A 15,244-nucleotide genomic window follows, 5' to 3' on the forward strand; every position below is an offset into this window, starting at 1 on the left:
CATCGCACGGGAGGTCCGCCTTCCCTGTTGAAGGAAGGCGGATGCGCGGATCGTCAGCCGATCGCCATGAGGCTGGCATTGCCGCCAGCCGCGGCAGTGTTGACGGAGGTCGACACTTCCTCCAGGAGCCAGTTGAGGCAATAGGCATCCGCCTTGTCGCCCAGGTCTTGCGTTCGCGCTGCCTGCACGAGCACCAGCGGTCCGTCGAGTTGCGCAATCCGTTGCGTCACGGCCCGGATACGCTGCGGTTCCCCTTCCACCAGGGCGCCCGCAAAGGGGCCATTGAGCGACCAGTCGTCACTCCAGGCGATACGTGCAGACACCGATGCCGGAAGCGACGCGGCAAAGGGCTTGAGCCCGGTCGCCTCATCGATCACCGCATGGTTTCCTGTCGCCAGAACCGCCCCCAGTTGGTGGAGCATTCCCTCTTCCGTCTCCGGTGAAAGCAGGATGCGTCCCCGGGGATGGAGAGCGTAGAGATTGTTTTCACCGACTGGACCGGCAAGGACGATGTCCAGCCAGAGCGTCGACGTGCTGCCCATGGCGGCAGCGGTCTCGGCCATCTGGGCCTCGCCCCTGGACTGCAGCCAGCGCACGTAGTCGAGAAGCGCGGGATCCGTGTGGACGGAACTGTGCTGGGGCGGAACGGGCGGATTATCCACCAGCCGACCGAGATAAAGCGGGCCGCCGGCCTTCGGCCCCGTCCCCGAAAGACCGCGTCCGCCAAACGGCTGCACGCCCACGACCGCGCCGATGATGTTGCGATTGACGTAGAGGTTGCCCGCCCGGATGCGGCTCGTCACATGGGCTATCGTCTCGTCAAGACGCGTATGCAGTCCGAAGGTGAGCCCATAGCCCGTCGCGTTGATATCGTCGATGAGGCGATCGAGTTCGTTGCGACGATAGCGGATCACATGCAGCACCGGCCCGAAGACCTCGCGTTCGAGGTCCCTCAGCGACTGCAATTCGATGATCGTCGGCGACACGAAAGTGCCGGCCGTCGTTTCCGCAGGCAAATCAACCTGTTCGACCTTGCGCCCGAGGCCGCGCATCTTTTCGATATGGGCTTCGATGGTCTCTCTGGCCTCTTCGGTTATGACCGGGCCGATGTCGATGCTGAGGCGATCGGTTCGGCCGATCGACAGTTCCTTCAACGCTCCCTTGAGCATGGCGAGCGTCCGCTCCGCGATTTCCTCCTGGAGGCAAAGGACGCGCAACGCCGAGCAACGCTGGCCGGCGCTGTCGAATGCCGAGGCGATGACATCGCCGACAACCTGCTCGGCAAGAGCCGAGGAATCGACGATCATGGCATTCTGCCCGCCCGTCTCGGCAATCAGTGGGATCGGCTTCCCGTTTGCCAGCAGGCGGTCCGAGAGCTGTCGCTGGATCAGTCGCGCCACCTCCGTCGATCCGGTGAACATCACACCACATGTTTCCGGAGCGCCCACCAGCGCGGCGCCGACGCCTCCGTCGCCCGGCACGAACTGCAAGGCACGCTCAGGTACCCCGGCCTCGTGCAGCAGGCGAACGGCTTCCGCCGCGATCAGCGGCGTCTCTTCGGCGGGTTTCGCCAGAACCGGGTTTCCGGCAACGAGGGCCGCCGCTACCTGGCCGGTGAAGATCGCCAGAGGAAAGTTCCATGGGCTGATGCAGACGACGGGGCCGAGCGGCTTGTGCGCCGGTCCCAGCGTGCGCCGTGCCTGTGCCGCGTAGTAGCGGAGGAAGTCGACCGCTTCCCGCACCTCGGCAATTGCGTTGGGAAGCGACTTGCCCGCCTCGCGCATGATCAGCCCCAGCAGGATCGGCATACGCTCCTGCATCAGGTCGGCTGCCCGCTCCAGTTGACCGGCCCGCTCAGCCGGCGCGAGGGCCGCCCATTCCGGTGCCATCTCGGCCGCCGCCCGGACCGCTGTCTGCGCTTCCTCAGCGCTCGCCTCGATCACCCGACCGACCACATCCGAATGATCGCCGGGGTTCAGGACGGCACGCTCCGCTCCCCCGGGACGCACGCCGTCGATCATCGGCGCCGCCATCCATTCCATGCTGGCGCTTCGTTGCAGTTCGCCGCTCACCGAGGAAAGCGTGTCCTCGTTCGAAAGATCGAGGCCGGAGGAGTTCGGGCGCCCCTTCCCGAAAATATCGCGCGGCAACGGGATCTCGCCGTGGCGGGCGCCGGGATTTGCCATAGCGCGAACCACGGACACCGGATCGGCGATCAGTTCGTCGACTGAAACCGCTTCATCGGCGATACGGTTGACGAAGGAGGAGTTCGCGCCGTTCTCCAGCAGCCGCCGGACGAGATAGGCGAGCAGCGTCTCATGTGTGCCGACAGGCGCGTAGATGCGGCATGGCCGGTCAAGCTTGCTGGGACCGACGACCTCTTCGTAGAGGGGCTCGCCCATCCCATGCAGGCACTGGAACTCGTATTTGCCGACCCGGAAATCCGGTCCCGCCAGGTGGTAGATCGTGGCGAGCGTTTGCGCGTTATGGGTGGCAAACTGCGGGAAGACGAACTCGGTCGCGCCGAGCAGCTTTCTTGCGCAGGCGATGTAGGAGACGTCCGTGTGGACCTTGCGGGTGAAAACCGGGAAATCGTCGAGCCCGTCGAGCTGGGCACGCTTGATCTCGGCATCCCAGTAGGCCCCCTTCACAAGCCGCACCATGATGCGATGCCCGGAACGGCGCGCGAGGTCGATGATGTAGTCGAGCACGAATGGGCAGCGCTTGCCATAGCCCTGGACGACGAAGCCGATGCCATCCCAGCCGGAAAGATCAGGATCGAGACACAGTTCCTCGAGCAGGTCGAGCGAAAGCTCCAGTCGGTCCGCCTCCTCAGCATCGATGTTGAGGCCGATGTCATAGCCTTTGGCGAGAAGCGCCAGTGCCTTCACCCTTGGAAGAAGTTCCGTCATGACGCGGGCCGCCTGCGAACGCGCATATCGGGGATGCAGCGCCGACAGCTTGATGGAGATACCCGGCCCCTCGTAAATGCCGCGCCCGTCGGAAGCCTTGCCGATCGCGTGGATCGCCGTTTCGTAGTCGCGGAAATAGCGCTCGGCATCCGCCGCCGTCGTGGCGGCTTCCCCCAGCATGTCATAGGAATAGCGGAACCCCTGTTCCTCCATCTTCCGTGACCGCTTCAGCGCCTCGTCGATCGTCTCGCCGGTGACGAACTGCTCGCCCATCATGCGCATCGCCATGTCGACGCCGCGGCGAATGACCGGCTCGCCGCAACGGGCGATGAGCCGTGTCAGGGCCGCCGAAAGGCTGCGGTCGTTGACCGTGGCCGTCAGCTTGCCGGTCACCACGAGACCCCAGCTGGCCGCATTGACGAAGAGCGACCGGCCGCCGCCGACATGCGACTTCCAGTCGCCGGTGGAGATCTTGTCGCGGATTAGCGCATCGCGCGTCGCCGTATCGGGTATCCTGAGCAATGCCTCCGCAAGGCACATCAGCGCCACGCCTTCCTGGCTCGAGAGCGAATATTCATGCACCAGTCCCTCGACGCCCGAGCCCGTATGCTTCGCACGAAGGAGGGTAATCAGCTTGCGGGCCGTGTCCCTGATATCGAGACGCATGGTTTCCGGCAGCGACGCGCTTTCGAGCAACGGTTTGAGGCATTCCGGTTCCGGGCGACAATATGCGGCGGTGATCGCCTGCCGCAATGGACCCTGCGGGCGAATGGGCGGCGCAAAGTCGTCGAAAGGAGTTTTGCTTGAGAGTGCGTCTGAACGAAGCTGGGGCTGGCTTGGCATCGGGTTCTTCCGGAAGGGAGTGTAATGCTCAATGATACTCCTCGCCGGGACCAGCGACAGACTTTTCACCGACTGAAATTTGGGGTAATCGTCTTTTTATTCTAACTTCTGGAAGAAAAATTCCTATGCAGGTCCCAAAGGATAGCCAGCTTGACGTCTTCGACCGGAAGATCCTGGAGATCCTCTCGGAGGATGGGCGTATCCCCGTGACGGAGCTTGCGAACCGCATCGGTCTCTCCAAGACGCCCTGCGCGGCCCGTCTCAAGCGCCTCACCGAGGAAGGCTATATTCTCGGCTTCCGTGCCACCGTCGATCCGCAGAAGCTTGGTCTTGAACACGTGGCATTCGCGGAAGTGACCCTGTCCGACACTCGGGAAAAGGCCTTGTCGGAATTCAACCAGGCCGTCCGTAAGATCCGCGAAGTTGAAGAATGCCACATGATCGCGGGCCGCTTCGACTATCTGCTGAAGGTCCGCACGCCGAACATCCGCCGCTACCGAGAAATACTCGGCGAGAAGATTTCCAGCCTGCCCCATGTGGCGAGCACGTCGACCTCCGTCGCCATGCAATCGGTAAAGGAGCGCTAAGGCCGAGGACGACCATACCCTCTGCGGGATCGCCTGACGGAACGAACGGATCCCCAGGTTTTCCCGCCATGCGTCCGGGATGCCTCGACCGAGGCGGGCCTCTCAGGCAGCCTTGCTGTAGGTTCGCTGAGAAGCACCGAGGTAGGCGTCAAAGGCGGCAGCGACAGCGCGGATGACGAAGCGGTGCGCGTCATCGACATCCACCACAGAGCCAGTACGCCTGACCAGGCCATCGGCTTCCAGTGCCTGGAGGGCACTGTTGTCCTCGAGCAGAACGTCCGGGTTAAAACCGTGCGAGCGACAGATGGCTGCGACATCGGCAGAGAAATCGCACATCAGCCGCTCGATCACATCCGCGCGGAGGCGATCCTCCGCGGTGAGGGCGTAGGTCTTGGCCGTCGGCAGTTCGCCGGAGCGCACACGACTGGCGTAGCGATTGATGGGAACCTCGTTCTGGTGGTAGCCCGGCCCGAGCTTGCCGATCGCGGATGCTCCCAGCCCGATGAGCGTTTCGCAGGCATCCGTCGTGTAACCCTGAAAATTGCGATGAAGGCGGCCTTCCCGCTGGGCGACCGCAAGCTCGTCATCGGGCAGAGCGAAGTGGTCGAGGCCTATCTGCGTATATCCTGCCTCCACCAGCCTCGTGGCAATCGCCTCGGCCTGTGCGTGGCGTTCCCGGGCGTCCGGCAGTGCCAGCTCCTCGATCAGCCGCTGGTGCTTCTTGAAGCTCGGAACGTGGGCGTAGCCGAAGACCGCAAAGCGCGCCGGCCGCATGTCGACGGCGATGTCCACCGTTTCGATGCAAGATTGGACGGACTGATGGGGCAGGCCGTAGATCAGGTCGAAATTGATGGCGGTAATACCGTTCTGACGCAGCCCCTCGACGGCGGCCCAGGTCGTTTCGGCAGTCTGGATGCGGTTGATGGCTTCCTGAACCGTCGGATCGAAGCTCTGGACCCCGAGGCTTGCGCGGGTGACGCCCGAGGCGCCCAGCGCATCCATCATTTCCGGTTGCAGGCGGCGTGGATCGATTTCGATCGCCGTATTGACCTCCGCTGCGAAGCCAAGCTTTGCGCGCAACGCATCCATCAGCGCGATGAAGTCCTCCGGCCGGATGATCGTGGGAGTGCCGCCGCCGAAATGGATCTCGCTGACATTGAAGCCGCCGTCCCGTTGAGCGGCGATCAGGTCTATCTCCCGATGCAGCACGTCGAGATAGTCGAGGATCGGTCCGTCCCTCTCGGTGATGCTTGTGTGACAGCCGCAATACCAGCACATGGACCGGCAGAAGGGAATATGGAGGTAAAGCGACGTCGCGCCGCCGGCAGGGATGGACTTCAACCAGCCCGCATAGGTGCCGGGAACAACGTCCGCCGAGAAATTCGGAGCCGTCGGATAACTCGTGTAGCGCGGCAGGCGCGCCTCGCCGTATTTCTCGACGATGGACTGCGACATGGGACCCTTCCTTCTAGCATCTCAGTACAAGGAAGTAGCGGCGCCCATTCGGGTCGTCTTTGCGAAATGTCAATTGATGAGCGCGGCAGCAGATACTTGCGCCGAGGAGCCCGCCCCGCGATCCGCCCCTCCGTCACATCGTCCCGCGACGCTGGAGGGGAACCTTGCTGCCGGCCGCGTTGTCCCGGCTGATCACCGTGGAGATGGCCAGCCCCAATTGCTCCTGGGTGAAAGGCTTGACGAGCCGCGACAGGCTCCCGATCACGGCTCCATCCGGAAGCTCCGCATATCCCGATGCCAAAATGATTGGCTGAGCCGGATTGGCGCTGAGCAGCGAACGGGCAAGATCGGCGCCCGACATGCCGGGCATGGCATGATCGGTGATCACGAGGTCAAAGTCCTGGCCCGAATTTATGATCTCCAGCGCAGCTTGGCCGGAGTTGGCCTCGGTGACCGAATGGCCGAGGTCTTCCAGCATGTCGACCGTCCCCATGCAGACCAGCACGTCGTCATCCACCACCAGTATTCGCAGGGAGGCGGCCGCCTCGATATCGGCGCCGGCCTTGCCTGCGCGTTCCACCACGGGCCGCTCGGAAACGTCGACGTCGGCGACCGGTAGCCAAAGCTCGGCAATCGTCCCTTCGCCTGGCGTGCTGTAGAGCTGCAGGACCCCGCCGGACTGGGCGGCCAGTCCGTGGACCATGGAGAGGCCCAGGCCCGTTCCCTTGCCCAGCCCCTTGGTGGTGAAGAATGGCTCGGCCGCACGCGCAAGCGTTTCTTCGTCCATCCCCGAACCGGTATCGGAGACCCGCATCCGCAGATACCGGCCGGGTGACAGCCCGGGGAGGAGTTCTTTACTGCCGGGAACGATCTCCTCGGCGTCGATTGCGATGGCGCCTTCCTGCTGGATCGCGTCGCGGGCATTGACCGCAAGATTGAGGATTGCCAGTTCAAGCTGGTTGGCATCCACCAGCGCCGGGGGAAGTTCGCATGGAAGCCGGTTCTCCAGCTGGATCGCCGGCCCGACAGCCCGCTGCAGGAGCCCTTCGATACTGCCCAGGAGCTGGACGAGATCGACCGCCTGGGGCTTGAGTTCCTGCCGGCGTGCAAAGGCAAGGAGCCGCTGGGTCAGGGCCGCGCCGCGCTCGGCGGCCTGCACGGCATTGTCGAGGAGCCGGAGGTTCTTCTCGTCGTAAGGGATCCGCTTGCGAAGGAGGCCGAGGCTCCCGAGCGCCGCCATGAGAAGATTGTTGAAGTCATGGGCGACACCGCCGGTGAGCTGGCCGATCGTATCCAGTTTCTGGGCTTCGAAGAGTTGCGCCATCGCATCCTCCCGCTCCCGGGTGCGAAGCTCGATCCGGCTTTCCAGTTCCTCGTTCAGCGTCTGGAGCTGCTGGTTGGAGGTCTCGAGCTCCGCTGTCCGCTCCTGAACCCTGCGTTCGAGGTCGGCATTCAGTCGCTCCAGTTCCCGCGTCTTCCGATAGAGCTCCACGAAGACCCGCACCTTGGCGCGCAGGACCTCGGGAACGATCGGGACGGAGACGTAATCGACAGCGCCCGCCGCATAGCCGCGCAGGCGGTCGGGCTCGGTCATCATCACCGCCGACACGAAGATGACCGGCGTCTTTTCGAACCGGGGGTGGCTGCGGATCAGTTCCACAAGCTCGAAACCGTCCTGCTCCGGCATGCAGACATCGACCAGGATAACCGCGACGTCGGTGCGCAGGAGATGCTCCAGCGCCTCCCTCGCCGACTGGGCCACGAGCAGGTTCTCTTCAAGGTCCTGGAGGATAACCTCGTAGCTCAACAGCTTCGCCGGCTGGTCGTCCACGAGAAGGATGTTCACGGGATCGGGCATGGTCATCTCACTCGTGAAGCCACATACGCAGTGCTGCCAGCAGCTCCTGCGTATTCACGGGCTTGGCCAGGTAATCGGAGGCTCCGGCCTCCAGGCACTTCTCCCGATCGCCCTTCATCGCCTTGGCGGTCAGCGCAATGATCGGCAGCCGGCTGTGGCGGTCGTCTTTCCTGATCGTCTGCATCGTCTCGTATCCGTCCATGCCCGGCATCATGATATCCATGAGAACGAGCGAGATACCGGCCACCGCGTCGATGATCTCGATCGCCTCGCTTCCCGTCGTCGCGGTCAGGACCTTCATGCCGCGACGCTCCAGCACGCTGCTGAGCGCAAAGATGTTTCGGGCGTCGTCGTCGACCAGCAGCACCATCTTGCCGATGAGATCCTCATCGGAGCTGTGCAGCTTCTCAAGCATGTCCTGCTTGGCGGGGGGCATGTCGGCGATCACCCGGTGCAGGAAGAGCGACGTTTCGTCGAGCAGGCGTTCCGGCGATTCCACGCCCTTCACCACGACGCTGCGCGCCATCGCCTGCAAACGTGCACTTTCGGCGGGCGACAGATCGCGTCCCGTGAACACCACCACGGGCACGTCCGTCATCCTGAAGTCCTCGGAAATAATCTCCAGAACCTCGAAGCCGGACATATCGGGCAGTGAAAGGTCGAGAACCACGCAATCGACCGGCTCGTTTTCCAGTATCTCGAGAGCCTCCGAACCAGTACCGACGCTGATGATGTCTATGTCGCTGTGGCCCAGCAGCGCCGTAATGCTGACGCGCTCGTTTTCGTCGTCCTCCACCAGCAGGAGACGCTTCCGGCTCGTTTCGGAGAAGTTCTTCAACTTAGAGAAGACCTCTCCCAGCCCGTCGCTTGTCGCCGGCTTGTGCGTGAACGCGAACGCTCCCCGCGTTAGGCCATGCTGGCGGTCTTCGTCCACGCTGATGATCTGCACGGGAATGTGCCGCGTCTCCGGGCTTTGCTTCAGTTGATTGAGGACCGTCCAGCCGAGCATGTCCGGGAGGCAGATGTCGAGCGAGATCGCCGTCGGACGATAGTCGCGGGCAAGCGAAAGGGCATCCGTCCCGCGGCCGGCGATCAGCACCTTGAAGCCCTTCTCCCGCGCCGCATCGCGCAGCAGCGCCGCGTATCCGGGGTCATCCTCGACGACCAGGAGTATCGCGTCGCGACCGCTGATCTCGTAGCGGTCATCCTCGGGAACTTCGCCGGTGCCCGTCACACGGCGGGCAAGGCCATGACTTTCGCTCCACAGCTCGGTCGTGACGCGGTGGGACCGTTGCACCGCCGCTCCCACGAAAGCCAGCGGGAGATAGAGCGTGAACGTGCTTCCCTTGCCCGGCGTGCTGGAAAGCTGGATTTCGCCACCGAGAAGGTTTGCCAGTTCACGACTGATAGCCAGGCCGAGGCCTGTCCCGCCGTAGTTCCGGCTGGTTGAGGCATCGGCCTGCTGAAACGCCTCGAAGATGATCTTCTGCTTCTCGGGCGGTATGCCGATGCCGGTATCGGAAACATGGAATGCGATGACCGCCGGGGCGTTCTTCAGCGACGGGCGGCTGTCGCTCCAGCCGCTTGCGGCTGTCTCCACCCTCAGCTGAACCCCGCCCTCGGAGGTGAACTTGAACGCGTTGGACAGAAGGTTCTTGAGAATCTGCTGCAGTCGCTTCGCGTCGGTGACCAGCGTGCGGGGCAGGCCGACATCCGCATCGACCTCGAATTCGAGGCCGCGCGAATCCGCCTCGTGCCGGAAGGGGCGCGCCATCACCTCGAGAAGATTGCCGAGCACGATCTCTTCGGCTTCGACCGAAACTGTGCCGGACTCGATCTTGGAAAGGTCCAGGATATCGCTGATGAGGTTGAGAAGGTCGGTGCCCGCACCGTGGATCGTCTTGGCGAATTCGACCTGCTTCGACGACAGGTTCCCGTCCGGATTATCCCCTAGCTGCTGCCCAAGGATCAGGATCGAATTCAGCGGCGTGCGCAGCTCATGCGACATGTTGGCCAGGAATTCGGACTTGTATTTCGAGGTAAGCGCCAGTTCGGTCGCCTTCTCTTCCAGGGCCCGTCTTGCCTGCTCGATCTCCTGGTTCTTCGCCTCCACCTCGACATTGCGTTCTTCGAGCTGCTGGGCCTTCTGCTCCAGTTGCTCGTTGGTCTGCTGGAGTTCGCTCTGCTGGGCCTGAAGTTCGGCTGCAAGCTGCTGTGACTGCTGCAGCAGGGCTTCGGTCTGCATCGTCGCTTCAATCGAGTTGAGCAGGATCCCCATGGACGAGGTGAGCTGTTCCAGGAAGGACAGCTGTAACTCGGTGAAGTTTGCGATCGAGGTCAGCTCGACCACTGCCTTGACCTGTCCCTCGAAAAGGATCGGCAGGACGATGGCGCTCCGGGGCAGCGCGGAAAACGTTCCCGAGCCGATCGGGACGACATTGCCCGGCATGTCGCTGATCAGGATCTGCCTCCCGTCACGTGCGCACTGCCCGATCAGCCCCTCGCCGAGGCGTAGCCTGCGCGGATGCGACTGGCCGACGCCATCCGCATAGGTCGCAAGCAGCACCAAGACCGGCTCCTCGACTTCCTCCCTGAACTGATAGACGACACCCTGGTGGGCGCCCACGAGCGGCGCCAGCTCCCGCAGCAATGTCTGTCCCACGAGGCCAAGTTCCCGCTGCCCCTGCAGCGTCGTGGTAAGCCGGGCAAGGTTGGTCTTCAGCCAGTCCTGGTCGGTATTCTGCTCGGTGGTAAGTCGAAGATTACCGATCATCGTGTTAATGTTGTCCTTCAGTTCGGCCACCTCTCCACGGGCCTCCACCTGGATGGACCGCGTCAGGTCGCCCTGGGTCACGGCGGTGGCAACCTCGGCAATGGCGCGCACCTGGGTCGTCAGGTTGGCGGCGAGGAGGTTCACGTTGCCGGTCAGGTTCTTCCAGATACCGGCCGTTCCGGGAACTCTCGCCTGTCCGCCGAGGCGACCTTCGACCCCGACTTCGCGGGCAACCGTCGTCACCTGGTCGGCAAAGGTGGCGAGGGTGTGGGTCATGTTGTTGATGGTATCGGCAAGGGCCGCGACTTCTCCCTTGGAGGCGACCGTTAGGTTCTGCGTGAGATCGCCGTTGGCGACCGCGGTCACCACCTTGACCAGGCCGCGCACCTGCTCGGTGAGGTTCGTCGCCATGACGTTGACGGTGTCGGTGAGATCCTTCCACGTCCCCGCAACGCCGGGCACCTGCGCCTGGCCTCCGAGTTTGCCTTCCGTTCCCACCTCTCGCGCCACACGCGTCACCTCGCCGGCGAACGCGTTCAGCTGATCGACCATCGTGTTGATGGTGTTCTTCAGCTCCAGGATTTCTCCCTTCACCTCCACCGTGATCTTGCGGGACAGGTCGCCGCGGGCAACCGCAGTCGTCACCTCCGCGATATTGCGAACCTGCGTCGTGAGGTTGGCCGCGAGAAGGTTGACGTTGTCGGTCAGGTCCTTCCATGTGCCCGCCACCCCGGGAACCACCGCCTGTCCCCCGAGGCGTCCATCCGTGCCCACCTCTCGGGCAACGCGTGTGACTTCGCCGGCAAAGGAGCGCAGCTGGTCCACCATCGTGTTCAGCGTATCCTTCAGAAGAAGCATCTCGCCGCGAACGTCGACCGTGATCTTTCGGGACAGGTCGCCGCCGGCAATAGCGGTGGCCACCTCCGCGATGTTTCGCACCTGCGCGGTCAGGTTGCCCGCCATGGAATTGACGTTGTCGGTCAGGTCCTTCCAGGTACCGGCGACGCCGGGCACCTGGGCCTGTCCCCCGAGATTGCCCTCCGTACCCACTTCGCGCGCCACGCGCGTTACTTCGCCGGCAAACGCATTCAACTGGTCCACCATCGTGTTGATGGTGTCCTTCAGCTCCAGGATCTCGCCCTTGACGTCCACCGTGATCTTTCGCGACAGGTCGCCGCGCGCCACGGCAGTGGTGACTTCGGCGATATTGCGGACCTGGCCGGTGAGGTTCGAGGCCATGGAGTTGACGTTTTCGGTGAGGTCCTGCCACGTACCGGCAACGCCCGGCACCTGGGCCTGGCCGCCAAGCTTCCCTTCCGTGCCCACCTCGCGGGCGACGCGCGTCACTTCCGAGGCGAAGCGGTTCAGCTGGTCCACCATCGTGTTCAGCGTTTCCTTCAGCTGAAGGATCTCGCCTTTCACGTCGACCGTGATCTTCTTAGAAAGGTCGCCGTTGGCGATCGCCGTCGACACCTCGGCGATATTGCGCACCTGCGCGGTCAGGTTCGATGCCATGGAGTTGACGCTGTCCGTGAGGTCCTTCCAGGTGCCGGCAACGCCGCGTACGTTGGCCTGGCCGCCGAGCTGCCCCTCGGTACCCACCTCGCGGGCAACGCGCGTCACTTCCGACGCGAACCCGTTCAGCTGGTCCACCATCGTGTTGATGGTTTCCTTCAGCTCGAGAATCTCGCCCGAAACTGAAACCGTGATCTTCTTCGAAAGGTCACCCTGCGCGACGGCGGTGGCCACTTCGGCAATGTTGCGCACCTGGGCCGTCAGGTTCGACGCCATGGAGTTGACGCTGTCCGTCAGGTCCTTCCAGGTGCCGGCAACGCCGCGCACATTGGCTTGGCCACCGAGCTGACCCTCCGTGCCCACCTCTCGGGCGACACGCGTCACCTCGCCGGCGAAACCGTTCAACTGGTCCACCATCGTGTTGATGGTTTCCTTCAGCTCCAGGATTTCGCCCTTCACGTCGACGGTGATCTTCTTCGACAGGTCACCGTTCGCGATCGCGGTCGAGACCTCGGCGATATTGCGCACCTGCGCCGTCAGGTTGCCGGCCATCGAGTTGACGTTCTCGGTGAGGTCCTTCCAGGTGCCGGCAACGCCCCGCACGTTCGCCTGGCCTCCCAGCCGGCCCTCGGTGCCGACTTCGCGCGCCACGCGGGTGACTTCGCCGGCGAACGAATTCAGCTGGTCCACCATCGTGTTGATGGTTTCCTTAAGTTCGAGGATTTCGCCCGAGACGGTCACCGTGATCTTCTTCGAGAGGTCGCCGCTGGCAATGGCCGTCGAGACCTCGGCGATATTGCGCACCTGTGCCGTCAGGTTCGACGCCATCGAGTTGACGTTGTCGGTGAGATCTTTCCAGGTCCCGGCCACGCCCGGCACTTTCGCCTGCCCGCCGAGACGGCCTTCGGTGCCCACCTCGCGCGCAACGCGCGTCACCTCGCCTGCAAACCCGTTCAGCTGGTCCACCATCGTGTTGATGGTTTCCTTCAGCTCCAGGATTTCTCCCGAAACGTCGACCGTGATCTTGCGCGATAGGTCGCCGCGCGCCACCGCGGTCGTAACCTGTGCAATGTTGCGGACCTGGTCGGTCAGGTTGCCGCACATGGCATTGACGGAATCGGTAAGGTCCTTCCAAGTGCCGGCGACGCCGGGTACGATCGCCTGGCCGCCAAGCTTGCCCTCCGTGCCCACTTCGCGGGCGACGCGCGTCACTTCCGACGCGAAGGAGCGCAGCTGGTCCACCATCGTGTTGATCGCTTCCTTCAACTGCAGGATTTCGCCGCGAACATCGACCGTGATCTTCTTGGAGAGGTCGCCGTTGGCAACCGCGATCGTCACGTCGGAAATGTTGCGAACCTGCGCCGTCAGGTTGGACGCCATGGAATTGACGCTCTCGGTCAGGTCTTTCCACACGCCGGTCACTTCCGGGACGTGAGCCTGGCCGCCGAGCTTGCCGTCCGTGCCCACCTCGCGGGCGACGCGCGTCACCTCGGAGGTAAAGACGCTCAGCTGCCGGATCATCGTGTTGACGATCTCGGCCGAGCGCAGGAACTCGCCCTTCAAGGGCCGACCATCGACATCGAGGGGAACCGTGTGGAGCAGGTCTCCCTTAGCGACCGCGGAGATCGTCCGCGTCATGGCATGCGTCGGCCATACAAGATCGTCGATGAGGGTGTTGACGGACCCTTCCATGTCGCTCCAGGCACCGCCCGAAAGGCTGAGCCGCACACGGTTCTTCGTCCGGCCGTCACGGCCGACAAGCTGGCCCACGTGCTCGAGCTGCGCCGCCATGCGCTCGTTGGCGGCGATGATATCGTTGAATGCATCGGCCACCCGGCCCGACAGGCCCGTGTAGTCGGAATTCAGTCTTGCGCTGAAGTCCCCTCCGCGGACGCGTTGCAGGACTTCCAGCAGGGCTGCCAGTTGCAGATCGTCGCCCGCGTACGTTCCTCCCGACCGCTCAGCAATGACCCTCGCGACGGTTGGCTGATCCGAAATGTCCTCCGGGTTCTCACGTGCCTTGACCAACTGCGCCCCCTAAAGCCGATACACGATCGGAAAAAGGTAGGGCGATGATCATTCGCGGCAACCATCCGCGCGAGCGAGTTGATACGCCGCGTCCGGCGGTTCACGGCGCGTCGCGGTTGCGACTTGCGACAGACTGCCGTTCGACGATGTGACAGGCGAGTTCGACCCGGCGTGGCAGTGCGCGGGACCCCGAACATATCTCGCGGAGCAGGTCGACCCCGGTCGCTCCGATCTCGCGCGCCGGGATGTGAACCGTCGTCAGCGGGGGACTGAGAAACGCGGCTTGGGGAAGATCGTCCATGCCCATCACCGAAACGTCGGTGGGGATGCGGTAGCCCGCGCGTTCGAGCGCCCGCATGCTGCCCACCGCAAGGCTTTCGCCGGCTGCGAGTATGGCCGTGAAATCCAGCCCGCGTGCGCCGATGCGATCGGACACAACCTTGTCCGCGAGTTCCGGCAGCCAGTCGTCGACCGACACCACAAGCTCGTCCGGGTGCGGAAGGCCATGTTGCGCCAGCGCGTCTCTCCACCCTTCCAGTCGTCTGACGATCGTTCTGCGTCCCGGACGCATGAGAAACAGGATGCGGTCGTGGCCCCGGTCGATCAGATATTCCGTCGCCAACTGGGCGGCCGACCTGTTGCACGGGGTAACGCTCGAAAGCCGCATGAGCGGGTCGTCGCCGTTGATCAGAACGACCGGTTTGCCGACGTCTCGGGTAGCCGCGAGCATGCGCTCGTCATCCACCGTCAGGAACAGCAGGCCGGCGACCCCGTCATCAAGTCTCGCTTCCTCGAGGACCTTCTGCTCCTCGGCGGCGTCGGCAACCGGCCTGGTGATTATCTCGATGCCGATTGCTCCGGCCCGTTCGCGAATGCCCTCGAGAACATACATGGTGAACTGATTTCGAACGTAATCAATCATCGCCGCGCTCGATGCAGCGAGAATGAACTTGGTTCCGGAAAGCGGCTTCGGGACGACATAGTTCGCATCCCGTGCGGCATCCATGATGCGCAGCCGGACGTCCTCCCGGACACCCTTTTCTCCCGAAAGGGCCCGTGACACGGTGCTCAGCGACACGCCGACCTGCGTGGCAATATCCTCAAGACGTACCCGTCTCGGTTTCTTGCCGCGTTTGCCAGTGCCGCCATTCATGGTTTTCCCTCCGCTTCGGCACTTTGCAAAAAATTTTCAGATTGCGCAAGATTTTCTCCGATGCTTACATCCGCCTGCGCCGGAGGAGGCGCCTGTCCGGAGCGGACGGAATGGGAGGAT

At 63.4% G+C, this 15,244-nt stretch carries 5 protein-coding genes and 2 pseudogenes; 1 reads left to right on the forward strand and 6 read right to left on the reverse strand.

The genetic code is table 11. The annotated features are described in order from the left end of the window. Window positions 1–53: 53 nt before the first annotated feature. Window positions 54–3,755 (reverse strand): trifunctional transcriptional regulator/proline dehydrogenase/L-glutamate gamma-semialdehyde dehydrogenase, encoded by a 3,702-nt coding sequence (gene putA / locus ACWGPT_RS12570; protein ID WP_452605932.1) that lies wholly within the window; start codon window positions 3,753–3,755, stop codon window positions 54–56. Window positions 3,756–3,880: 125 nt separating this feature from the next. Between putA and ACWGPT_RS12575 the strand changes: the two genes are divergently transcribed. Then, on the forward strand, window positions 3,881–4,342 hold the full coding sequence (locus tag ACWGPT_RS12575) for an Lrp/AsnC family transcriptional regulator (RefSeq protein ID WP_452605933.1): 462 nt from the start codon (window positions 3,881–3,883) through the stop codon (window positions 4,340–4,342). 102 nt (window positions 4,343–4,444) lie between these two features. Here ACWGPT_RS12575 and hemN read toward each other — a convergent pair whose 3' ends face one another. From hemN to ACWGPT_RS12600, 5 genes and pseudogenes are all read right to left on the reverse strand, one after another. After that, on the reverse strand, window positions 4,445–5,797 hold the full coding sequence (gene hemN, locus ACWGPT_RS12580) for an oxygen-independent coproporphyrinogen III oxidase (RefSeq protein WP_452605934.1): 1,353 nt from the start codon (window positions 5,795–5,797) through the stop codon (window positions 4,445–4,447). A gap of 133 nt (window positions 5,798–5,930) precedes the next feature. Next, window positions 5,931–7,655: a response regulator gene (locus ACWGPT_RS12585; protein WP_452605935.1), complete on the reverse strand. Its 1,725-nt coding sequence runs from the start codon at window positions 7,653–7,655 to the stop codon at window positions 5,931–5,933. A 7-nt stretch (window positions 7,656–7,662) separates the two neighbouring features. Continuing rightward, window positions 7,663–8,874, reverse strand: a pseudogene (locus ACWGPT_RS12590) (response regulator); the annotation flags it as partial. A gap of 77 nt (window positions 8,875–8,951) precedes the next feature. Next, window positions 8,952–13,911 (reverse strand): annotated as a pseudogene (locus tag ACWGPT_RS12595) (HAMP domain-containing protein); the annotation flags it as partial. A gap of 160 nt (window positions 13,912–14,071) precedes the next feature. Beyond that, entirely contained in the window at window positions 14,072–15,124 is a 1,053-nt protein-coding gene (locus tag ACWGPT_RS12600) for a LacI family DNA-binding transcriptional regulator (RefSeq protein WP_452605936.1), read from the reverse strand. Window positions 15,125–15,244 lie beyond the last annotated feature (120 nt).

The sequence above is a fragment of the Pseudorhizobium sp. NPDC055634 genome, from assembly GCF_053618655.1.

Coding starts and splice junctions, on each gene's coding strand:
- putA (WP_452605932.1), bottom strand. CDS start 3,755: ATGCCAAGCCAGCCCCAGCTTCGTTCAGACGCACTCTCAAGCAAAACT.
- ACWGPT_RS12575 (WP_452605933.1), top strand. CDS start 3,881: ATGCAGGTCCCAAAGGATAGCCAGCTTGACGTCTTCGACCGGAAGATC.
- hemN (WP_452605934.1), bottom strand. CDS start 5,797: ATGTCGCAGTCCATCGTCGAGAAATACGGCGAGGCGCGCCTGCCGCGC.
- ACWGPT_RS12585 (WP_452605935.1), bottom strand. CDS start 7,655: ATGCCCGATCCCGTGAACATCCTTCTCGTGGACGACCAGCCGGCGAAG.
- ACWGPT_RS12600 (WP_452605936.1), bottom strand. CDS start 15,124: ATGAATGGCGGCACTGGCAAACGCGGCAAGAAACCGAGACGGGTACGT.